This window comes from Syntrophorhabdaceae bacterium, from assembly GCA_035541755.1.
In the GTDB taxonomy this organism is placed as follows: Bacteria; Desulfobacterota; Syntrophorhabdia; order Syntrophorhabdales; family Syntrophorhabdaceae; genus PNOF01.
Genome location: DATKMQ010000016.1, coordinates 17,051 through 39,348, shown reverse-complemented (window position 1 = coordinate 39,348; position 22,298 = coordinate 17,051). Strand labels below are relative to the sequence as shown.

Sequence of the window (22,298 nt, the reverse complement as noted above, 5' to 3'; positions counted from 1 at the left end):
CCATGTATCTGTGGCGGGATCATACTCCCAGAAATCTGCGTAGTCCGCTACTCCGTCCCATCCCGTCCCTATGTAGCCTTTTGTCCCGATTGAAAATCCCGCTGCGGCATATCGGGCCGCCCCCCCGAAATCGGCCTTCTGCGTCCATGTATTTGCGACGGGATCATACTCCCAGAAGTCGTTATAAAATAAATATGCGCTATCGAATCCCGTACCCACATAACCTTTGGTCCCGATGGAGAAGCCCACGGCAAGAACCCGGGCCGCCCCCCCGAAATCGGCCTTCTGCGTCCATGTATCTGTGGCGGGATCATACTCCCAGAAATCTCGTCTGTCTGAATTGTCCCATCCGGTTCCTACGTAACCTCTGCTTCCTATCGAGAAACCCACGGCGCTGCCGCGTGCTGTTCCACCGAAATCGGCCCTCTCCGTCCAAATGTCGGGGTCGGCAAAGAGCTCATTGATGCAGAGGAGCAAAATAAATACCGCGATAACTCCTATAGTGTATTTCTTGACTAGGGTCTTTTGCACGATGTCTACACCTTCAGGGTTTTTGGGTATCATGTGACATACACACGGCATTCGACTCTTTCATGGTCACATTGGGAAGCATCCGGTGGTTTCCGATCTTCTTGACACAAGTTCAGTTGCGGTCTGTGGTCTTTCCTGCGCGGCAAAGCCTTCATTTCCTGGCCGCCCATATACGCCGAGCTCATGCACCAGCGGATCGTATATGAGTATGCCATATCTGAAAGCGTTGTTCACGGGCGATATGATCTGTATGGTTATCTCCGCCCCTGCGCAAGGATTTCCTTGCTGCTTTGGCTCCTTTGGAGAGGGCTCGTCCGCACATAAGTATGTTCCGGGAAAGAAGGCAAGCATGCAGAGAATAAGAAGGGTCGATTTTGATTTGCGCAGCGTTTTCGTGATCGTCCCCACACCCATTTCCTAATTACTTAATTATCTTACTGTTTCTTGAAAATGTCAAACGTTTTTTGTGTTCTGCATAATATTGTGATTATGGATTCACTCCCATGTCCACGAATTTCTGCAAAGCGGTTCCGGAAGTACTGGAACCAAGGGCAAACGGGTCCTTGGTCCCGGCGGCGTTGAAATAGAACCACGTGCCCGCCGGGCTGTTAGCGAAGAACGTCCCTCCGCTTGGCGTGGCCGAGGCGTCAGTACCTGCCCTGGTTCCGGGTCCTGCCTGAGCCACTCTGGTTCCCCACGGTGACGCGGCAAAAACTAACAATAATGCCGCAATAATTACCGATGTTACCCTTTTCATGGTTTTCCTCCTTAAAATTCTAACGTCTCTCGCTGCAAAACCACTCATCGTCTTGCTCAAGCCGATCCGTTTTCAAAGCTCTTTTGTTTCTCACGTAAAAGAATGCTTAATCACAAACCGTGCCAAGGACAGGGGGTTTTCGGCTGAGCGCAAACGAGATCAATCATATTAGGGTGTTGTTAAAGTTTTGTAAAGAATTGTTAAGAGGGTCGACTGGAGGATTTGCCTCGAATGTGCTCCGATTTTGTATTGTCGCGGTAGAAATAGTCTTGCGAAAGAACACATCGTATTATTTGTTAAGAATGCAGGTATTGTCTTGGGCCTTACACCCTGAGCGCAACCATCACTATATGGAGAATGCCTTTCTTTATTTCGGATGAGCCAGGCCCGCCCCATCCGGACGACCCTTGAGATGCCACGTAAGGAGCCTTGTATAATAGATGTATTTTGCCCTTACTCCGCCGTGGAAGAGAAACGGAAAGAATAAAGAAAAGATTACCACAAAGATGAGGGCTTTGGTGAACCTTATGGCAGTAAACAGAGTGTAGTATGCGGGCCTGTGGTGTTTCCTGATAAACTTATACAGCGAAATATTGTACTCGATTCTTCCGGGAATCCAATGCCTTCGAACCGTCTTTCCCTGCAGGTGGATGACTTTAGCTTCGGGCAGGAAGACGACCCCGTACCCTGCCCTCCGCGCTCTAACGCAGAGGTCGGTCTCTTCAAGAAAGAAGAAAAACCTCTCATCAAAACCGTTGAGCGTGACAAGCGCCTCGGCTCGCACGAGTATCGCTGCACCGATGAGCGAGTCAACGGGAACGCCCGCGATTGCCCGAGGCTTGGACACAGGTAATGAAGACGGGTGAGTCGACTGTTTGGCACCGGTCTCAGGGTGGCGACCCGGACCTGTACGCCTGCCGGACCTCTTAAAGGGCAGGATCTCTCTCGCAAGAGACGGGAGGGCCGCGAAGGAACGCTGGGGCTTCATGTCCTCGTACACGAGCTGCGGGCCGCATATGGCCACATCGGGATTCTCGTCCATAAAATCAATCATCTTCGTCAGTTCGCCCTCGATAAGGATTGTGTCGGAGTTGAGAAAGATAATGTACTCCCCCTTACTTAACGAGTAGCCTTTGTTCACAGCCGCAGCAAAACCCCTGTTCTGTTCGTTTCTCACGCAGATAACGTCGGGATACTGCCGCGTGATGGCATCAACCGTCCCGTCTATAGACCCATTGTCCATAACAATGACCTGATCTATTGACGGGGCCAGGGAGGTATCCCTTTTGATAGAGCTCAAAAGACCCTGGACGAGCGCCTTTGTATCTTTGGTGACAATGACTATAGAGAGTTTTTTGTCCATGTCTTCTGTTCGTGGAGGTTCTTAATCGTCTGACATACTTTACACGCCTTGGGGGTTCCCGTGCAATATTTTTTGGAATTCACGCCCTGATAATATTGTCCGACTACGGTTCTACGAGAATGGCGGGATCACACTTTCTCACGATAATCGCCGGCTTTGATCCGTCCTCATGCAGGTATTCGAATGCCTCTCGCACTGCTTTGGTCGTGGCGCCAATGTCATCCGAATCTACAACCCTTACGAAAGAAATCCCCAGGGCTGCCAAAGCGCTCTCAACTGCGAGCGGATAGGCCCCGCCATCGGCCACAACAAGGGTAAATTTCTTATGTTTGCGCACGGCGTCGGTGAGCGTGGCGAGGCAGTACCCAAAGAACGTCAAGTCCTCCATCGAAACCACGATCTGGAGAGGGCATCTGTCCTGGCTCAACACGTCGAAGAGGCCCGCCGCAAAGGCCACGGGTTCGCTCATCAAGGGGACGTCGCAGCCCTCTTCGCTACCCCCATGAAGAGAATACCTGGGACCTTCGTTTAAGAACAGGACGTGAGGAAACGCATTCCCCATTTCGGAAAGCAGGGGCACGGACGAACGCCTCGCCCGGGTCCAGGAAAATTCTTGCCCGCATTCTATGATGATGGGCTTTCTCTGCTTTACGGAACTGGTAACCGCATCGAGCACCGTTTCGTTCATCATCTTGGACGACACAGGGCCGTACACGGAGATACCGAAAAGTGAAGCCATGAGGCCTATATCTCGTTCCCCGCAGCGATTGTTCTCACCCCGATCGTCGATAACCATAATCACGAGGCCCCCATCGATCGGTTTCTCCAGGGCGCGGACGAGGGGCGCAAAAGCCGCGTTAAGACCGTCCTTTCCCAGAACACAGGCGGCCTTTATGCCCAGAGACGCTGCCCCGTATGCCGCCTCAAATGCGCATTTCTCGTTTATCGATAATTCAGCGCAGATCTTCCTATCCGCACCGCGCGTAAGCGAAAAGATCTGAGAGACAATCCCTAAGGCGCACCCTCCCCTGCACGCGCTTACCATGTCCACACCTGCCTGCACAAGCGCGTAAGCCGCAATTTTAAAATTGTCGTGCTTGACGGCCCCGGCTCTCAAACCCATCCCTGATCCACGGCGTTTCATTTCATGCTCCTCATCATCAAATGCCCTTGCAAAAGAGCACCGTCAATTCTTCCACGTCCCGAAAACGCTGGACTTCAGAAAAATCGTTCAAATGAAAATAATTGTGAAAACCAAAACCCCGAAATATCTCCTTGATCGCGTCTTCTTTGTTGTTGGACATAATGAGGATCACAGAGGGAGTGCCGGCAATCAGTGTATCAACAAACGCCGGGATGCCGCAATCAAAGAAAAAGTCCTCGTAGGTAACGGCAAGCACCTTGGTTTCGGGCATAGACCTTTTGATCCCCCGCGCCATATTGATAGAAGATGCAGGACCGAGTTTGTCCCGCACAACGTGGAACCCATAGGTGGTCTCTTCGGGCTTAGGGCCCCTGTGAAGCATGCCTGCCGGTCCTCTCGATAGCTTTGTACGCTCATGTATTTGAGCCTCCATAACAGGATAGGTCTCGGCAATAAAAACCATCTCTTTCTTGTTGATGAAGTCTGCGACCAGCCCAAGCGGAAGGGGAAAAATCGTTGATATCTTGAGAAGGCTTATATCTTCGTCATAAAACGCGAGCGAAGTGAGCCGACTCGTGATGAGCCCGGTCTCATTCCTCACGATCATTCGATTTCCTTCATAGTTCTCAAACTCCGTGCGTATCTTTTCTATCTTTCGGTCAAGCTCATTTGAACGTTCGCATCTTGCCTGAGAGAAATTGTATATTGTACGCGCGGGTTTGGCCTCCGGCTCTTGATTCTTACGCCCGGGTCTCCGGTCGGCCCCTGCAAACCGGTCAGTGGCCCGTTGTTCACCTCTCCCACCGGTGAGCGCTGCAGTCTCAATCATCACGGGTATCTTGTACCGCTCGGAAAGTGCGTAGCCGTATTCTACGGCGCCCTCGAATTCATGGACATCTTCAGTGACAAGGAGGGGCAATTTCGAGTAGAGCCCTAACGGTGTTACCTCCTGGTCATTCTCCTCGACGGCGATGATGAGAAATCCGCGATCTACAATTGCTGAAGCGCAACGCGTAAGAGGGTAAACGGCTTCATAGAGCGCTTCCGTTGAGGAAAGACAGGCTGTTCGTTTTCCAGCCAGACTTGCCGCCAGGGCCGACTCAACCGCCGCAGCTTCATTGATCACCCTTTCACAATGGAAGGACGGAACACCCGTCGCCTGCCGTTTCACTGAATTTTCAACGGCCCTGTTGGTCACGTACAGGATCTCTACACCATTGGCGAGGAGCGTTTGGCAGATTTCTTCATGCATACCTTATTCTATCACACCCCTCTCAGAGGATTCCTCGACGCCACCACCGTGGTGTTATCGCTATCGCGAGAAAGCCATCCACGCATGGCGGACAATAAGGTCCGGACCTGTCCCATAGCGATTCCAGGCATTTGTCACTTCTGTTTGCGTGCAGATTTGACCGACTCGAGGATCCGTTCAAGCTTGGATTTCGGGAGACCCTGAAATGCCTCTCTCAACTGTTCATCGGTAAACTTTGCCTTAAGCAGGGCCGCGATATCAGTCCTGTCCTTCCAACAACCTGTGGTGTTTCTGCAAGGCAGACCCTGGTTTACCGATAGACAGTAACCGATCTCTATGATCATACCAAGCTGGGTGCAGTAAATCTCCATGCTCACTACCCTAAACCGTGATACGGGGACAGGCATGTGCCCGTCACCCGTATCTTATCCCGGTCACCCCCTATTTGTCACCCCTATTTTCCTGGTCTCGGGAACTTCTCAAGATCTTTCAGCAGTCTCTGTATCTCATCGTTCGGCAGCACGTAATCCTGGAGTTTTCCCGACATGAAGGCGTCATAGGACGGAAGGTCGATAATTCCATGACCGCTGAAGTTCATCAAGATGGTCTTTTGTTTGCCTTCCTCTTTGGCCCGCTTGGCCTCGTCAATGGCGCATGCAATGGCATGATTTGTCTCGGGCGCGGGAATGAAGCCTTCCGTTCGTGCAAAGATGAGGCCCGCAGCGAACGTTTCCAGTTGGTTATATGCCCTGGCCTCGATAAGACCGTCGGTATACAACTTGCTTACGAGCGGCGCCATACCGTGATACCTGAGTCCCCCTGCGTGGATCGGGGCCGGTACAAAATTGTGACCGATGGAGTACATGGGCAATAAAGGGGTGGTCTGCGCCGTGTCGCCGAAATCGTAGACATAATCACCGCGAGTGAGCGACGGGCATGAGGTCGGCTCTGATGCGATGATCCTGATCTGTCTTCCGTGAATCTTGTCGCGCACAAATGGAAAGGAGACGCCGGCAAAATTGCTCCCGCCGCCGGCACAGCCGATCACGATGTTCGGGTAATCTCCCACAGCAGCGAGCTGTTTTTCCGCCTCGAGGCCTATGACTGTCTGGTGCATCATGACATGGTTCAACACGCTGCCCAGGGAGTACTTTGTATTCTTGGACGTAACGGCGTCTTCAATCGCTTCGCTGATCGCGATGCCGAGACTTCCCGGGTGGTCGGGGTTCTCTTCGAGGAACTTTCTCCCTGCGTTTGTCTCGGGGCTAGGGCTCGGTATACACTTGCCGCCCCAGGTCTCCATCATGACCCTGCGATAGGGTTTCTGATTATAGCTCACCCGCACCATGTAGACTTTCAACTCAAGGCCGAACTGGTTACACGCAAAAGCCAGAGCGCTCCCCCACTGGCCCGCCCCTGTCTCCGTGGTGAGCCGTTTGATACCCGCGACTTTGTTGTAGTATGCCTGGGCCAGGGCCGTGTTTGGTTTATGGCTTCCCGGAGGGCTCGTACCTTCATTCTTGTAATAAATCCGGGCGGGCGTTCCGAGAAATTTCTCCAGGGCGGTGGCCCTGCATAGAGGGGTTGGTCTCCACATGAGGAGCCGTTCGAGCACTTCTTCAGGGATATCAATCCAGCGCTCCGAACTCACTTCCTGTTCGATAAGGTTCATGGGAAAGATGGGTGTGAGCATGTCAGGTGTGATAGGCTCACCCGTCGCCGGATTCAGAGGGGGCGGAAGCGGACTCGGCAGATCTGCCTGGATATTGTACCATGCCCTTGGCATATCCTTTTCACTCAACAATATTTTTTTCTCCATTTGTATTCCTCCCTAAATAGTATTTGAGGCCATGAGTTTAAGCCCACGGCCTCAAATAAAAAAGGCCATGAACAGTGTGAAACCGTTCATGGCCAGTTATTACGGTTTCACACCTATGATAACTGCCACCACCACCATTGCGCTGTGTAGGTCTTTCTCGTCATGGTATGTTCATAACACACAAGAACAAAGGCTGTCAAGATGAATCGCCAGCACAAAAATAAGTTTTCTATTCTTTTGCTCGATCGTGTATAATTACACACGTTTTTTTCAAACCGAAATTGTTTCCCGGAGGGACTACATGAAATTCTTTATTGACACGGCGAATATCGAGGAAATAAGAAAGGGCCTGGAGATGGGCTTGGTCGACGGGGTAACCACAAATCCTACGCTCCTCTCTAAGGAAAAGAAGGACCCTCAACGCGTCATCGAAGAAATACTCAAGACCGTTGACGGGCCGGTAAGCCTTGAAGTCATCGCCAAAGACGCCGAAGGCATGTGTGAGGAGGCACGAAAGCTCGCTTCTCTGGGAAGAAATGCCGTTATCAAAATCCCTATGACCGAACAGGGCGTAAAAGCCGTCCGGACTCTTTCGCTTGAGGGGATCAAAACAAATGTGACGCTCATCTTTCAGCCTGTCCAGGCGCTTATCGCAGCCAAGGCAGGCGCCACCTACGTGAGCCCCTTCATCGGCCGCCTCGACGATATCTCACAAAAGGGCATGGCCATAATCGACGACACCTGCAGAATATTCATGAATTACGGGTACGAGACGGAAGTCATCGTGGCAAGCATCCGCAATCCCGTCCACGTGCTCGATGCCGCGCTCATCGGCGCCGACATCGCCACAATCCCTTTTAACGTGCTCAAACAGCTCATGAATCATCCCTTGACCGACATCGGTATCGAGCGATTCCTGAAGGACTGGCAGAGCATACAGAAATAAGAGGGTAACCCTTACGGTGAGGACTCACGTTTCTCTCGGGAGCTTGAGCCCTTTAGGATCGACCTCCGCATGAGTGAGGCGCACCCAAGAAAGCCCTGAGTCGGAGCCTCAAGTCGACAACCATCATCGCTTAAGCGTCTCGCCCCCATCGGAGGCTTTGAGCACATTCGTAATATAATCGTAGAGATTTCTTGCCTCACCGTCCGATATCTGCTTGTCCGAAAAGGAAGGCATGGGTGCGACAGGGCCACGCAGAAGCGTGAGAAACGCTTCAAAACTCGTGAGTTGAGGGGCGCTTCGCAACGGTTTGTCGGGCTTCACTACGTTTCCACCCCGGGGGTGGCAGCCGGCGCAATAGGCGTTGTAGGTCTTCTCGCCGGCGAGCTCGGTTGGCTTCACCCCGCCACTTAACGGCTTACTGGAATAGATGAGACGGGCCCCAAACCACCCGAGAAGCACAACCACGACCACGCATAAAGTATACGTAACAAGAGCGCCTGTTGAGCGTGCCTTGCCCGTTAAGGAGAAACCGAGCGCGATGCAGAGGAGAATGAGAAGGACTCCGGCGAGGATCATCTTTATGATAACGGGTGTAAGCCACTGACCGGCATAGAAGTGTCGCCAGTCCATGAGACCGAAAAAGACCGTGGGAAAAAAGCTGATGAGGGCCAGGATGAGACAATCCCTGGTCGAGAGAGCAAGTCTCTCCCGCTTAAACACGACCGCTATCCAACCGAATATGAAAGCCCCTATTATGAGGCCCATTGGTATGTGTACGAGGGCGGGATGGATAGGATCAGGAAAGCCCATCCTGCTCATAAAACCATAAATTGCCTTGCTCCACGAATCAATCATGCGCATCGCTCCTTAGTCATTCCGGAACCGTCACCTAAACGAGATCTTAACGGCCCTGCAATTGTGCATCTAACACGTCGTATGAATTACCTTAACGGTAAACGATATGCCCGTTAAGTATGCGGTCTATAAGAGAGGGGCCGGCCCGATTGTCCCCCGGGAAAATATGGACAAAGAGCCTGTCGTCGCCAGAATAAGGAGGTTGGCTGAGAGGTTCTTTGCCGGCAACCGGCAGGATGCCGGTTGAAGTCTTTGCCTATATTCTCCGCGATCAATTGCACCAACCGCAGCCCCGGGGTAGTGATCACGAGGTCCCGGCCCCAATAATATCAGTTCATCCGTATGAGAAAGCGGTCTTTTTCCATTCTTCACTGTTATCTCGATCTTCACGGCGCACCTTTGACGTAAGCATTCGGTGTCAATTTGTCAGCGGCCTCTTTATCCACCGCAAAGAGAACGTCGCCGTCAACGGCCCTCACACGGGTTGCAGGCAGGGACGCGTCCCGCTCCTCTATTACCTTCTTGAGTGTCTCTGCCTTATCGAGTCCCTCGATGAGAAAGATGACGCTTCGGGCGCCGTTCAACACCGGCATAGTCAGAGTGACCCGGCCGGTGAGACCGTTTTCCCGGTCAGCATATCCTACGAGACGCCTCGTCTCGCTGAGGAGGGCGCTTCCCGGAAATAGCGACGCCACATGCCCATCCTGACCCATGCCGAGCATAATGAGATCGAACCGTGGGAGCTCGTGCGGCTTCAGGCTAAATACCCGTATCAATTCTCGCTCATATCTCTCTGCTGCTTCCTCACCCGTGAGCCCTTGCGTTTCCACAGCATGGACGTTCTCTCTGGCGAGCGGCAGCGCTTCGAGGAGGACCTTACGTATCATGCCGAAATTACTCTGAGCATCCGTGTGGGGGACAAACCGTTCGTCGACCAAAAAAAGGGTGGTTCTGTCCCAGGGAAGATCTCTTGCATGCTCTCCCATGGCCCGATAGAAGCCAAGCGGCGTCTTTCCTCCCGAAATGGCAGCCCTCATCGATCCCCTTTGTGCGACGGCGGTGAGCGCGGTACGGCGCCATATCTTCATCACAAAACTGACGAGCGCCGCTTCGGTATCGAAGACAATCACTTTCCTCGCCTGATCCATGGCCTCATCCTTCTTTTCGTTTTTGCGCCCTCTATCAGTCCTCAATTCATTCTCCGCCTTTAAGGCTCACCCCACGGGTCTTCTTCCTCACGCCGTGTTCCATGTTCTTCCTTCCCTGGAAACAAGATTTTGAGCTTCACTCGGCCCCCAGGTACCCGCTTCGTAATTTGGAAAATTCTCGGGCGCACGCTCTTCCCACCTCTTCACAATGGGATCCACAACCGTCCACATGGCCTCTATCTCATCCTCTCTCACAAAAAGGGTGAGGTCTCCCTTTATCACGTCGATGAGAAGCCGGTTATACGGATGGTGGAGATGCATCTTGAAGGCCTCCTTATAGCTGAAAACCATGTTCACAGAATAGATCTGATTGTGCGAGTACGGATATTTTACTCCAAAGCCAAGCGAAATCTTTTCGTCCGGCTGTATGGTAAGCCTCAAAATATTCGGCTCCAAAATGTCGCAGGTCCGTCCGAACAACCTCAGGGGCAGCCGCTTGAGTTCTATACATATCTCCGTGACCTGGGCTGGCATTCTCTTGCCCGTGCGGATAAAAAAAGGTATACCGGCCCATCGAAGATTGTCAATGTAGAATTTTCCCGCGAAGAAGGTTGCCTCTGTGGAGTGAGAAGACACATTGGGCTCTGCCCTGTACCCAACCGCAGGTTGACCCCCGACAAGACCGCCTCCATACTGGCCCCGCACCATGAACCTGTCGATATAATCTGAGTCCACGGGTCTTAACGAACGCATGATTTTGAGCTTCTCATCCCGCACAGAATCGGCATCAAAGCCTACCGGAGGTTCCATGGCCGTAAGCCCCAAGATTTGCATGATATGGTTCTGCAGCATATCTCGCACCACACCGGCTTGCTCATAGAACTGCCCGCGATGTTCGATGCCGATGCTTTCCGCTACCGTTATCTGTACGTTGTCCACGAGACGGCGGTCCCAAACCTCTTCAAAAAGTGTATTGGTGAAACGGAAGAAGATGATGTTCTGTACAGGGTCTCTTGCAAGGTAATGGTCAATTCTGTAAATCTGGTTTTCATCGAAGGCATTGGTGAGAATCTTGTTCAAGGCCTGAGCGGAGTTCCGATCCCGGCCGAAAGGCTTTTCCATGACGATCCTGGTTTGGAAGGCGCCCTTACAGAAGTTATTCAATCTCAGCTTTTCTATGAGCGGTGGCGCGACCTGGGGGGGTACTGCCATGTAGTATATGACATTCTTCACGTCCCGGATTGCGGACCTGGACAGTCGTTCCAGCTCACTATTCAGCTTGCGATAGTTCTCATCGTATTCAAAGAATCCCGACATGTAGTGGAGGTGACCGGCAAAGCTCCTCCAGGCGTCCTCATGAAATGATGACTCCTCGAAGGTCTTCACCGCTTCCCTCGTCATGGCAAGATATTCATCGCGCGTAAGTGTCAGTTTGTCAAAGGCCAGTACGGAAAATTCATCCGTCAGTTCGTTTGACGAATACAGGTGGTAGAGTGACGGTAGGAGCTTTCTCTTGCTTAAATCGCCGGCACCGCCAAAGATCACCATGGTGAAGGGCTCTACGTTCAGGGTCTCTTCGGGTATATCGCAGGTCTGAAGGAACCGCCCCTCAATAATCTTTTCAAATCCCCTCTCGTCCATACCCCACCCTTCGATGTGACGTGTTTCCCCAATCTCTCACGGCTTCATGAATTCTCGCTCTATGGCCCTCACCTTTTGGAGCCTCCTCACGTAGCGCACTTCGTCCATGAAGTGCGCTTTCAGGAAATTTGACACAATCTCCTTGGCCGACTCCTCTCCGATAATCGCTTGTCCCAGGCAAAGCACGTTCATATCGTCGTGCTCCACGCCCTGATGGGCCGAGTACGCATCGTGGCATACCGCCGCCCTGATGCCGGGAAATTTTGACGCGGCTATGGAGGCGCCGACACCGCTTCCACACACCACGATGCCTCGCTCAGCCTCCGCCTTCAGGATCATCTCGGCAACAAGACGGGTATAATCAGGATAATCATCATCCCGGTCCATGAAAAAGGCCCCCACATCGGTCACTTCATGGCCCCTGGACAACACAAAAGCCACGAGCGCCTCTTTAAGCCCGAAACCGCCGTGGTCCGAACCGATCGCAACCTTCATACCAGATCGCTCCTTTCCTGCCCTTGTTTAAGGACCCTCTCAAAACCAGAGGCCGGGACGCACTGCCGTCTATTACGTCACGAGCGAGAAATGATGGCAGCCGTACTCATTATGGCTCATCCGATGAGCGCATTCCAGTCCGCCGAGAACCGTTCCATGCCCGCCTGTGTAAGATCGTGGACGATATCATACTCCTGCCAGTTAAGGGAGAGATCGATCTCCTTATAGGGAATGGCCTTCAATTCTTTACGATTATACCGGTAATTGGGCCCGGGAAGCTTAAGCCCCTCCTTGCCCCACGCTTTAAGGATTTCAAAAGGCGCCGTAATAATATCCGAGCCGAGCTTCAACGCATACAAAAAATGATCCAGGTTTCGTACACTGGCCGTAAGCACCTCGACGTGACCGTCGCCCTGCTCATACATCTTCATAATATTCGCGATAACATCCATGCCGTCCTCGCCCCTGTCATCAAGGCGCCCGATAAAGGGGGAAACAAAAACCTGCCCTTTGCGTGCCCCCCTTGTTGCAGCATACACGGCGGCAGCCTGTGCCTGAGAAAAACAGAGTGTCATATTGATCCTCAGGCCTTGGGCTATCGCCGTATTTGCCGCCTTAAGTCCTTCATGAGAAGTGGGGAATTTAATGTGAGCGTTGGGTATCCACGAGAACATTTCCATGCCCTGATGCACCATGTCGGTGGCATTCGATAAGGGTTCCGCGTAGACCTCCACGGAAATAGACCCCTCGGGTATCATGGATGATATGGTTTTAACCACATCCTTATAGAAGTCCAGGATTTCTCCGGCACTGAATTTGTGGCCCGTCTCAAGACGCTTTCTGGCTTCCGGATTCCTCGATATGAGCGTGGGGTTCGTGGTCTGGCCGTCAACAAACCCCAGTAAGTCGATGATTTGCATGGTCTCCGAAGGGTTTCCGCCGTCAAGGAATATTCTTGTTTTCAGTCCTTTGGGCCTCACAAAACCTCCTTCACCTTCTCAACAATGGCATTTCTCGAAATGCCTTCGTAGTCGAGAAGTTCCTGTGGGGTACCGCTTGCCGGCATCCTGCGCACCGCGAGGATATGGACGGGAGTCGGATGGAGTGCGAGGGCGCTCTGTACGGCCTCTCCCAGGCCACCCTCTGCATAGTGATCCTCAACGGTAATGATCGCTTTGGTAGTCCTGGCAGCATTGTGGAGCGTGGCGGCATCGAGAGGCTTGATGCTATAAAGGTCTATAACCCTCACTGCCACACCTTCCTTTTTCAGCACCTCAAAAGCTGCCAGGGCCTCGAAAACACTCACCCCCGCCCCGATCACCGTCACCGAATCGGACGCGCTTTGACGGAGCACCTTGCTTCCGCCGATTATGAAGTCTTCCCCTATGTCGTAGAGAATCGGCGTATCCATCCTGGTGGTCCGGATATAGACAATCCCTCTGTGCTCTGCCGCTCTTTCGACAAGTCTTTCCGTGGAGAGCGCATCACATGGATAGAGAACCACACCGTTTAGTAGTGTCCTGAACATGGCAATGTCCTCAAGACCCATCTGGGAAGGACCGTCCTGTCCGATGGAGACTCCGGCATGGGACCCTACGAACTTGATGTTCATTCCGGAATACTCGCTCATTCGTATCTGGTCAAACGCACGGGTGAAAAAAGCGGCAAAGGTAGAGACGAAGGGGGTTTTACCTCGGACCGCCAATCCGCCCGCGCATCCAACCATGTTCTGCTCTGCAATATACATCTCAAAGAAACGGTCCCCGTGGATAGCCTCAAAGATCTCAGAATAGGTGGAGTTGCTCACCTCCCCGTCAAGGGCCACGATATCGGGGAAACCGGGGAATATCCTGGCCAGGGCGTTGCCGTAGGCCCTGCGCGTGGCTACGGGCTTTACGGCGGGATAATCCGGGTCTACAACACGTCCCGCTTGGGGTGTGCGTGGCTTTGTGTCCTCCGGCTTGAGTATTTCTCCTTTGAGCGAACGATCAATGGGACCAAGTTCAAGAACGGCCTTCTCAAACTCCCCCTTACTCAAGGCCTTGCCGTGCCAGCCGTTCTTGTCTTCGATAAACGAAACGCCCTTGCCTTTGATCGTCCCTGCGATGATCATAACGGGTTTGTATTGAGACGCCGCCGCGTGTTCATAGGCGGCGACGATCTGATTGAAATCGTGGCCGTCAATGAGGAGAGTCTCCCATCCCATAGGCGCAATCCTTTGCTCATACGCCTTAAGGTCATGGCCGTACATGGTCTCGCCGCGTTGGCCGAGTCGGTTCACGTCGATGATGCCGACGAGGTTATTGAGCTTATAATGGGCAGCTATCTGAATGGCTTCCCACTGGGAACCCTCGGCCATTTCGCTGTCGCCTAAGAGCACGTAGGTCCTGTACGGCAATTTGTCGAGATACCTGGCATTAAGCGCCATGCCGACGCCGATCGAAAGACCTTGGCCAAGGGAACCGGTTGCCGCCTCGGTGTAATGGAAAGCAACAGTGGGATGGCCTTCGAGACGACTTCCGAATTTTCTCATGGTCATAAGTTCCGAGAAATCCACGCCGCCGGCAGCGGCCCACATGGCATAGAACAGAGGAGACGCGTGGCCTTTTGAAAAGATTATCCGATCGTTGTTGGGATGGTGCGGATCATCTACATCAAATCTGAAAGCGCCTCCAAAAAAAAGTCCCGTCATGAGGTCGGTGGCAGAGAGTGAGGACGTGGGATGCCCGGAGCCGGCCTCAGTCGTCGACGCAAGGATATAGTACCTGATCAGTCGTGCCAGCTTTTCCAGTGGTTGAGGGGAGACGGGAGCTGTCATGCCGCGTCTTCCCGTGGTTTTCGAAAAACGTCGTGCTGTCCGAACTGGTTTCGTAAGGCCGAAAGAATCTGTCCGCCATAACTCGGATGTGTGAGCGATTCAGCTCTGAACTGAACGGCTGCGGCTATGCCGGCGGTCGAGACTCCGTATTCTTTGCCCGCTTCCACGGTCCACATGCCCTCTCCGCTCTGGGCCACGGCCCCCGAGACAGCTTCCAAGCCCTCCCCGTATTCCCGAAAAGCCTGGCCGAGCCACTCTGTGAGCCTGGACGCGATAACGCTCCCGTGGCTAAACAGGGAAGCAATAGCCGTGAGACTCAGATTGAAAGGTGCCTCCCTCATAACCGCGAACCCCTCTGCCATGGACTGCATCATGCCGTATTCGATACCGTTGTGGATCATCTTCACAAAATGGCCGGCTCCCTGTACGCCTATATACTCATACCCTCCGGGCACAGAGAGATCGCGAAATAGGTCTTCGTATCCGTCGAAAACGCTTTTCTTTCCGCCCACCATGATGCAGGCCCCGTTTCGGGCTCCAGATGGGCCTCCGCTCACACCCACATCGAGAAACTCAATGCCCGCGGGGGTGAGCGCTTGAGCCCGGCGCATGGAATCTTTGTAATGAGAGTTTCCCCCGTCTATGATCGTGTCCCCGAAACCGAGAAAAGGGACAATGCCCTCGAGAACATGATCCACGGTCTCCTGGGGGACCATGAGCCAGACGAGACGCGGTGGCAAAAGGGTACCGGCTAGAGACTTGAGAGACGCCGTTGGCTCGGCCCCAAGTCCGGCGGTCTTCTTTGTCGCGTCTTCGTTTACGTCGAAGGTAACGGGCCGGTACCCTTTTTCAAGGAGCCGTTCCACCATATTGAAACCCATCTTCCCAAGGCCGATGTAACCAAGCCTCAGTTTCTGTGCAACAGGCCTTTCCATGTCGAGCGGTATTTCCATCCAATCCCCCTGTGAGAATCTCCTCCGAAGGAGGGCGGGTTTTCGATAGTCTAAATATAAGGAGGGGCATTCCCGGTTTCAAGGCTTCATGAAAAAACACAGGATTTGTTCCGATCAAGAACACTTCATATGCTGTTGACCGAGTTATTTTACAGGTTCTTCCGGTTGTCCATGGAACTTTTGATGGTGAGGGGATCGATATACACAATGTCACCGCCCACGGGGATACCCGAAGCGATTCGCGTTACCGTCACGTTGAGCGGCCTTAAGATCTCGCATATATAGTGAGCCGTGGTATTGCCCTCAATGTTGAGGTTCGTCGCCACGATGACCTCTTTGATGTCTTCCTTGATGATGCGCTCGCTAAGCTCCTTGATCCTGATCTCGTCCGGACCTATACCCTCTATCGGATTGATCACCCCGTGAAGAATATGATAGCGGAGATGCCCAGGATTGGCCGACTCTATGACCATCATGTGAGACGATTCTTCGACAACACAGATAACCGATCTATCTCTTTTTTCGTCCCTGCATATGACACAGGGATCGCTGTCGGTAATGTTGAAACAAACACTGCACAGTCGTATTCTTTCTTTTATGTCAGTAAGGCTTCTTGATAGCTCCCTGATGTAGCCCTCTTGAGCGTTGAGGAGGAAAAAGGCCAGTCTCGTTGCCGTTTTGCGCCCTATGCCCGGCAGTCTCGACAAGTTCTCGATCAGTCGTTCAATTGGTTCAGGATAGAACATGGTTACATCCCAAAGGGGAGTTGCATACCGCCCGTTACCTTGGCCATCTCTTCCTGCATCATCTCTCTCGATCTGTCGAGCGCCTCATTCACAGCCGCGAGAATCAGATCTTCCAAAAGTTCCTTGTCCTTTTCCTCCCATATTTCAGGGGCAATTGCGAGGGATATAATCTCCTGTTTTCCGTTTGCCTTACAGGTCACCATGCCTCCGCCCGACTGGCCCTCCACGGTTTTTTCGGCCAGCTCCTCCTGGATTTTCATGAGCCTTTCCTGCATCTTTTTCGCCTGCTGCATTATTTGTCCGATTCCTTTTGACATAAGGCCTCCCCTTAGAACTTAAATAAAGATTCCGCTTCCTTGACGTACTCATCGAGTATGTTCATTTTCTTTTCCATCGAATCCTTCAAGTTAAGCGTCATCTCTCTTCCGAAATACTCCTTGAGCAGTTTTTTGATATTCTCGAGCTCGTTCTTCACGAATCCCGTATATCTCTTATCCAGGGAAACTGAAACGCTGTCACCTTCAACGAGCACCTCCGACGACTCAAATATGCCGCCTACAAAGGGCTTGCTCTTTTTTAAGTGTTCGATAAAAGCGTGTGCATCGGGATCGTGTCCTCTGCCCGGTGTGAGCTCGTCCGTCACGCTATTAGCTTCCACGGGTTTGTCGCTTGCTTTCTTTTCCGATAGGTTCTGCCGGGCCGGGTGATGGGTAGCCACGGGGTCGGTTCGAGCGGGATAAGATTGGGGGTCTCCCGCACGCTCTTTTTCTTTCGACTTTCCATAGGCTTCAAAACTGTCGATAATTTTTTCGACATCGCGCAGCTTCGATATATTGTAAAGATTGATATAGATTGTCTCCAGGGATACCTTTGGGAAGAGGCCCCTGAGAAGGTCTTCGGAGGTGAGCAGGTAATGGAGCATATTCTGCAACTCGTAGTACTCAATCCCACCCAGGAGTTCACGGATCTTCCCGTATTCGCTCTCGGTGAGAGAAAGAAACGCGGGCAGGCCGTCACACACCTTGACGATCATCATGTTCCTCAGAAACGTGACGAGTCCTTTAAAAATCTGGTTTACGTCATAACCCTGGTTCAATGTTCTTTCAATAATCTCAAGGCCGCCCTTCAAATCTTCATCCATGATCGACTGCATGATGCCCTGCAGCACTTCCGTCTCGACAATGCCGACGATGTTAATAACATCTCTCGCATAGATATGCTGACCACTGTACGCGATGACCTGTTCGAGGATCGATTCGGCGTCACGCAGACTACCATCAGCTTCTATCGCCATATACTGGAATACTCCCTCATCGTACCCAATGCCGTCCGCCGTGCAGATACGCTCAAGCTGCGTCACAATCTCCTTTTCCGGAATACGCCGGAAATCAAACCGCTGGCATCGCGACATGATAGTGTAAGGAATTTTCTGGAGTTCCGTGGTGGCAAGAATAAAGATGTTGTGGCCGGGCGGCTCTTCGAGGGTTTTCAGGAAGGCGTTGCGGGCTTCCGTCGTTAACATGTGAGCCTCATCGAGGATGTAAACCTTATAGCGTCCTTTCATGGGCACGTATCGGACGGTCTCACGAAGCTCCTTAATATCGTCGATGCCGCGCGCAGAGGCTGCGTCAATCTCGATCACGTCCACGAAACTGCCGTTATTGATGGCCACACAGTTCTCGCACACGTCGCAAGGCTCTTCCGTGGGTCCGAGGACGCAGTTTACTGCCTTCGAGAGTATCCGGGCAAGGGACGTCTTGCCCACCCCTCTCGGACCCGTAAACAAATAGGCGTGCGGTATTCTGCCCGATCTGATAGAATTCTTGATGGTCGTGGTGATATGCGGCTGACCCATGACCTCGTCAAACTTCTTCGGTCGGAATCTCCTCGCGATAACCGTATAGCTCAAAGGGTCATACCTCGCTAGATACCACTGTGAGGGGCTGGAAAATAAGAGGCCACGACCGGCCTAAAGCGAATCATACCTTTTGTCCCTGCGTTCTTCATGCTGCATTAATTAAGACCAGGCTACCTGCGGCACACGGATGAGCTACTACCGCTGCTTCCTTCCGGACCTGACGGGTTTCATAACCTCGACGTTGCGCAGGGCCTGGTTTTACCTGTCCATACTGGCGGAGAGAGAGGGATTTGAACCCTCGGAACGCGTTTTAGCACGTTCACACGATTTCCAGTCGTGCTCCTTCAGCCGCTCGGACATCTCTCCGGTGACATTCTTTATACCACAGTTGTTTCGTCTCACTCAAGGCAATTTACGGCGCTCTGGCCAGAACGCGGTTCTGCCCCCTTGAGGGAAAGATAGATGGACCGTAAGTGGGGATCATGCCGGGAGGGTTTAGGCCCGCCCGGCATGAGAAATCTCTCTAGAATCTGTAGCCAATATTGAAGGTTGCCTGTATACCGTCCAAATGATAATCAGCGTTGAGCGGCGCACCAAAAGCGGTATCGCGAAATTTGGCCTTGGTAGTCCAGAGGTACTTGCCTTCCACCCCGAGGAATACATTTGGCGTCACGTTATAATTTACCCCCAAGCCGAGAAACCCTCCGAATACCGCGTCCGTGTCGCTCGGAGAAGCGCTCGCCGTAGCAGACGATACATCTACTTCCGTCCATACGAAATAAGCTCCAATGCCTCCCAGACCGTAGAATTCAAGATCCTCCACAGGGATAGACCCTTTCAGCGCCACAGTGACCGGCATGACGTCGATTTTTACCCTCTCAGAGACCGGAATTCCGCTGATGTCATCGTTCTGCGACGCGCTTGAGTGAAAATATCCTATGCTTCCCTCCCCAGCAAGGTTCTTCGCAAAGTAGTGACCGAAGGCGATCTCGCCATTAAAGCCCGTGTTAAACCCACTGAGGTCATTCGTCTGAGGGGAATAGATACCACCTTTCAGGACGAAATAATTAGGGTTCTTATCCTGGGCCACGGCCGAGAAGGGAAGGCAAAAAACAATCACCAAGCCGACCAAGACAAAAGATCTCGTGCACATTCTCATGATCTACCCCCTGTGAATAAGATTCCGGCGTCATCCGCCCGGTTACTGTCCATAACGTAATGCATCTTACAAGAAAAAGGCAGACAGACCGTCAATAAATTTCCCTTAAGCGCCGGATCGTATACGGTTGATGAGCGCAATTTGCTATCTGTGGCCGTTCTATTTCTGTTAGAATTAAGACCGTTATGGCGCGTTTTCTACCCGTTTCAAAAGAGGATCTCAAAAAAAGAGGATGGAACGAGTTCGACATTATCCTCGTAAGCGGCGACGCATATGTGGACCACCCTGCTTACGGAGTCGCCATGATTGGCAGGGTATTAGAAAGGGCGGGATACCGGGTAGGCATTATCCCGCAGCCTAACTGGCGAACCGTAGATGACTTCAAAAGACTGGGAAAACCCCGGCTCTTCTTTGGTATTACCGCTGGAAATCTCGATTCTATGGTGGCGCACTATACATCGCACAAGAAGCGCCGCGTGAAAGACGCTTATTCACCGGGAGGAAAGATCGGGTTTCGACCTGACAGGGCTACTATCGTCTACGCAAATCGTATCAGGGAGGCCTTTCACGATACCGTAATCGTCGTCGGCGGGATCGAGGCAAGCCTAAGAAGGTTCGCCCACTATGACTGGTGGGGAAACGAGGTGCGTAGATCCATCCTTCTCGATTCACGCGCTGATATCCTCGTCTACGGCATGGGAGAAAAACAGGTTCTCGAAATCGCCCGTCGGCTCTCGCACGGGGAAGGTCTCAAGGGTATCAGGGGAACCGTGGTGGTTTCAGTGTCAATGCCGGCAGATGATTCTGCCATGCGTGAAGCCGGTGCAACACGTGGAAACGAAGCTATGGAAATTCCCTCATACGAAGAGGTGAGGCAAGACAAAAAGCAATTCAATGCGGCGTTCAAGGCCATCTACGAAAATCAGGATCCCCGCCGCGGAAAATGCGTCGTCCAAAAGCACGAGAACAGATTCGTGGTTCAGTATCCTCCTGCCGAACCCGTAGCGGCAGAGGAGCTCGATGCGTTATATGAGCTTCCTTTTGCCAGGGCATCCCACCCCGTCTACGATGCATCGGGGGGTGTGCCGGGTTTTGAGACGGTGAAGTTTTCGTTGGTATCTCACAGGGGCTGCCCCGGTCAGTGCAGTTTCTGTTCTCTCTTTATGCACCAGGGAAGGATCATTCAATCGAGGACCAAGGAATCGCTTGTCCGAGAAGCTAAGTTACTCGCCGAGAGGAAGGATTTCCGGGGCACTATAAGCGACATCGGAGGGCCGACAGCCAATCTTTACAAGGCGCACTGTGATCTATGGGTGAGACAGGGAGCTTGCCGGAACAGATCGTGCCTTACGCCCTCCCTGTGCAAAAATCTCAAGCTCGGATACGGTCAATGTATGGACGTCTACCGGACAATAACCAAGCTTGCCGGGGTGAAACATCTCTTTATAGAAAGCGGCCTAAGATATGACCTGCTCACAGGTGAACATGCTCAAGAATATCTTGAACATATCTTAAGAAATCACGTGAGCGGACAGATGAAAGTGGCCCCTGAACATACGGTGGATCGGATCCTGAAGATTATGAACAAACCGACCTTTGCCGTGTACGAAGAATTTGCCAAACAATTCCGGGAAGCAACGGGGAAAGCAGGCAAGAAGCAGTATCTCGTTCATTATTTCATCAGTTCACACCCGGGTTCGACTCTTCGTGATGCGCTTGAGCTCTCGCTCGCCCTCATGAAAAACAATATCTATCCCGAACAGATCCAGGATTTCATGCCCCTCCCCCTCACTCTTTCCGGCGCAATCTATCATACTGAAGAGCACCCGTTTACCGGAGAAAAGATATATACGGCCAAGACGTTCAGCGAGCGGAAGATGCAGCGCGCCCTCATTCAATACCGTTACCCCAAGAACAAAGAGTCCGTGATTCAGGCGCTCGTGCTGCTCAAACGGAAGGATCTCGTGAAGAAGTTCTTTCATCGTGGCTAAATAACTTGCTTTCCGTGTTGCCCATCGTTTAAGATAGGGGCACCAAACCCTGAGGAGGTGTATGTACTCGACGAAACCTATCGGATTAGCGCTGCCCAAGCTCATTGCGGTCAGCGTTGCGTTTATCCTTGTTGGCCTCATGGCCGGCACCGCTTCTGCGAGAGAGGAAGACGCAGGAAACAGAAAGGAGCTTCAGGGTATCTCTTTCGATGAGTTCTGGCAAAGACTCTCCGAACAAGGCGGGAAGTGGGCCGGTGACAAACTCTATGTCAGGAAAGTCTCATCGGGAACGGCGGGTGGTTTTGACAGACATGCCGGCCTCTCTCCTCTCTGGGAAGCTCAAATCGTGAAGTGCACCGATCTGAAAGAGCAAAGGACGTCTGAGAACAGTATTCCTCTGTGCAAAGGCAAGGCGATGATTGTGCGCATGGCCGAGAGGGGCCTCGCCGGCATGGAGGAAGGCATCCACATGAGGAAGGAAGGCATCTTCCGCGGCAACGCCATAAGTTTCGACAGAATAAAACTTTCCGCTGCCGCCGCTGAAGAAATAGCGAACACCTATAAACATTATCGCCCCATAGGTTTTGAGAGCTACGCCTACGAGCTCAATATCGACCATTCTTCAAACAGACCGGTGTGGATAATCAAGAAAGCTTGCAGCCTTCGCGGCATCGTGGAGCGCAGATGTAAATCCAAAGACCACTGGATCGTCAGAATAGATGCGGAGACGTCAGGTATTATGAAATAGACCTGGGATACCAAAACGATTCCTCTTCCAATATTGCCAAAATGCCTTATAATGTGAGAAACTTCATAGGAGCG

General features: G+C 52.3%; 22 protein-coding genes, 1 tRNA gene and 1 other RNA gene. 3 read left to right on the top strand and 21 right to left on the bottom strand.

All coding sequences use genetic code 11. From position 1 onward, the window contains the following. The 8 genes from VMT62_01300 to VMT62_01265 form a co-directional block, all read right to left on the bottom strand. Positions 1-531, bottom strand: a 531-nt coding sequence (locus VMT62_01300) for a kelch repeat-containing protein (protein ID HVN95040.1), incomplete at its 3' end; no start/stop codon positions are given. A 66-nt stretch (positions 532-597) separates the two neighbouring features. Next, positions 598-939, bottom strand: coding sequence for a hypothetical protein (locus VMT62_01295; GenBank protein ID HVN95039.1), 342 nt, complete (start codon positions 937-939; stop codon positions 598-600). A 79-nt stretch (positions 940-1,018) separates the two neighbouring features. Continuing rightward, positions 1,019-1,288, bottom strand: coding sequence for a hypothetical protein (locus tag VMT62_01290; protein ID HVN95038.1), 270 nt, complete (start codon positions 1,286-1,288; stop codon positions 1,019-1,021). A gap of 367 nt (positions 1,289-1,655) precedes the next feature. Continuing rightward, a complete protein-coding gene (locus tag VMT62_01285) occupies positions 1,656-2,651 on the bottom strand; it encodes a glycosyltransferase family 2 protein (protein HVN95037.1) in 996 nt (331 codons plus the stop codon). Positions 2,652-2,754: 103 nt separating this feature from the next. Then, positions 2,755-3,795, bottom strand: a complete 1,041-nt coding sequence (locus VMT62_01280) for a hypothetical protein (protein HVN95036.1) — start codon at positions 3,793-3,795, stop codon at positions 2,755-2,757. Between the two features lie 16 nt (positions 3,796-3,811). Beyond that, a complete protein-coding gene (locus VMT62_01275) occupies positions 3,812-5,047 on the bottom strand; it encodes a hypothetical protein (GenBank protein HVN95035.1) in 1,236 nt (411 codons plus the stop codon). 134 nt (positions 5,048-5,181) lie between these two features. After that, positions 5,182-5,454 (bottom strand): hypothetical protein, encoded by a 273-nt coding sequence (locus VMT62_01270; GenBank protein HVN95034.1) that lies wholly within the window; start codon positions 5,452-5,454, stop codon positions 5,182-5,184. A 47-nt stretch (positions 5,455-5,501) separates the two neighbouring features. Beyond that, entirely contained in the window at positions 5,502-6,866 is a 1,365-nt protein-coding gene (locus VMT62_01265; GenBank protein ID HVN95033.1) for a TrpB-like pyridoxal phosphate-dependent enzyme, read from the bottom strand. Between the two features lie 301 nt (positions 6,867-7,167). Here VMT62_01265 and fsa point away from each other — a divergent pair, with 301 nt between their 5' ends. After that, positions 7,168-7,812: a fructose-6-phosphate aldolase gene (gene fsa / locus VMT62_01260; protein HVN95032.1), complete on the top strand. Its 645-nt coding sequence runs from the start codon at positions 7,168-7,170 to the stop codon at positions 7,810-7,812. Positions 7,813-7,935: 123 nt separating this feature from the next. On the opposite strand, the gene VMT62_01255 is transcribed toward fsa, so the two are convergent. The 13 genes from VMT62_01255 to VMT62_01195 form a co-directional block, all read right to left on the bottom strand. Continuing rightward, positions 7,936-8,667, bottom strand: a complete 732-nt coding sequence (locus VMT62_01255) for a c-type cytochrome (GenBank protein HVN95031.1) — start codon at positions 8,665-8,667, stop codon at positions 7,936-7,938. Positions 8,668-9,053: 386 nt separating this feature from the next. Beyond that, positions 9,054-9,860: a 6-phosphogluconolactonase gene (gene pgl, locus VMT62_01250; GenBank protein HVN95030.1), complete on the bottom strand. Its 807-nt coding sequence runs from the start codon at positions 9,858-9,860 to the stop codon at positions 9,054-9,056. Between the two features lie 42 nt (positions 9,861-9,902). Beyond that, positions 9,903-11,456 carry a glucose-6-phosphate dehydrogenase gene (gene zwf / locus VMT62_01245; GenBank protein HVN95029.1) on the bottom strand — a complete coding sequence of 518 codons (1,554 nt, stop codon included), beginning with the start codon at positions 11,454-11,456 and terminating at the stop codon, positions 9,903-9,905. Positions 11,457-11,492: 36 nt separating this feature from the next. Continuing rightward, positions 11,493-11,951 (bottom strand): ribose 5-phosphate isomerase B, encoded by a 459-nt coding sequence (rpiB, locus tag VMT62_01240; GenBank protein ID HVN95028.1) that lies wholly within the window; start codon positions 11,949-11,951, stop codon positions 11,493-11,495. A gap of 116 nt (positions 11,952-12,067) precedes the next feature. Further along, complete coding sequence (locus VMT62_01235; GenBank protein HVN95027.1) at positions 12,068-12,931, bottom strand: transaldolase family protein; 864 nt, start codon at positions 12,929-12,931, stop codon at positions 12,068-12,070. Next, positions 12,928-14,769, bottom strand: a complete 1,842-nt coding sequence (locus VMT62_01230) for a transketolase (GenBank protein HVN95026.1) — start codon at positions 14,767-14,769, stop codon at positions 12,928-12,930. Before VMT62_01230 ends, VMT62_01235 begins: the two co-directional genes overlap by 4 nt. Next, positions 14,766-15,722 carry a decarboxylating 6-phosphogluconate dehydrogenase gene (gnd, locus tag VMT62_01225; GenBank protein HVN95025.1) on the bottom strand — a complete coding sequence of 319 codons (957 nt, stop codon included), beginning with the start codon at positions 15,720-15,722 and terminating at the stop codon, positions 14,766-14,768. The genes VMT62_01230 and gnd overlap by 4 nt, the downstream gene beginning before the upstream one ends. A 149-nt stretch (positions 15,723-15,871) precedes the next feature. Further along, entirely contained in the window at positions 15,872-16,468 is a 597-nt protein-coding gene (gene recR, locus VMT62_01220; protein HVN95024.1) for a recombination mediator RecR, read from the bottom strand. Positions 16,469-16,470: 2 nt separating this feature from the next. Next, entirely contained in the window at positions 16,471-16,785 is a 315-nt protein-coding gene (locus VMT62_01215; GenBank protein HVN95023.1) for a YbaB/EbfC family nucleoid-associated protein, read from the bottom strand. Positions 16,786-16,796: 11 nt separating this feature from the next. Continuing rightward, the gene (gene dnaX, locus VMT62_01210) at positions 16,797-18,377 is read right to left on the bottom strand and encodes a DNA polymerase III subunit gamma/tau (GenBank protein ID HVN95022.1); all 1,581 of its coding nucleotides are present in this window, start codon (positions 18,375-18,377) and stop codon (positions 16,797-16,799) included. 109 nt (positions 18,378-18,486) lie between these two features. Beyond that, an RNA gene (gene ffs, locus VMT62_01205) (signal recognition particle sRNA small type) lies at positions 18,487-18,584 on the bottom strand. A gap of 14 nt (positions 18,585-18,598) precedes the next feature. Then, positions 18,599-18,692: transfer RNA gene (locus VMT62_01200), tRNA-Ser, on the bottom strand. 157 nt (positions 18,693-18,849) lie between these two features. Next, positions 18,850-19,479 carry an outer membrane beta-barrel protein gene (locus VMT62_01195; protein ID HVN95021.1) on the bottom strand — a complete coding sequence of 210 codons (630 nt, stop codon included), beginning with the start codon at positions 19,477-19,479 and terminating at the stop codon, positions 18,850-18,852. A gap of 191 nt (positions 19,480-19,670) precedes the next feature. Between VMT62_01195 and VMT62_01190 the strand changes: the two genes are divergently transcribed. Both VMT62_01190 and VMT62_01185 read left to right on the top strand, forming a co-directional pair. After that, positions 19,671-21,476, top strand: coding sequence for a YgiQ family radical SAM protein (locus VMT62_01190; GenBank protein ID HVN95020.1), 1,806 nt, complete (start codon positions 19,671-19,673; stop codon positions 21,474-21,476). 61 nt (positions 21,477-21,537) lie between these two features. Beyond that, a complete protein-coding gene (locus tag VMT62_01185; protein ID HVN95019.1) occupies positions 21,538-22,224 on the top strand; it encodes a hypothetical protein in 687 nt (228 codons plus the stop codon). The last annotated feature ends 74 nt before the right edge of the window (positions 22,225-22,298 follow it).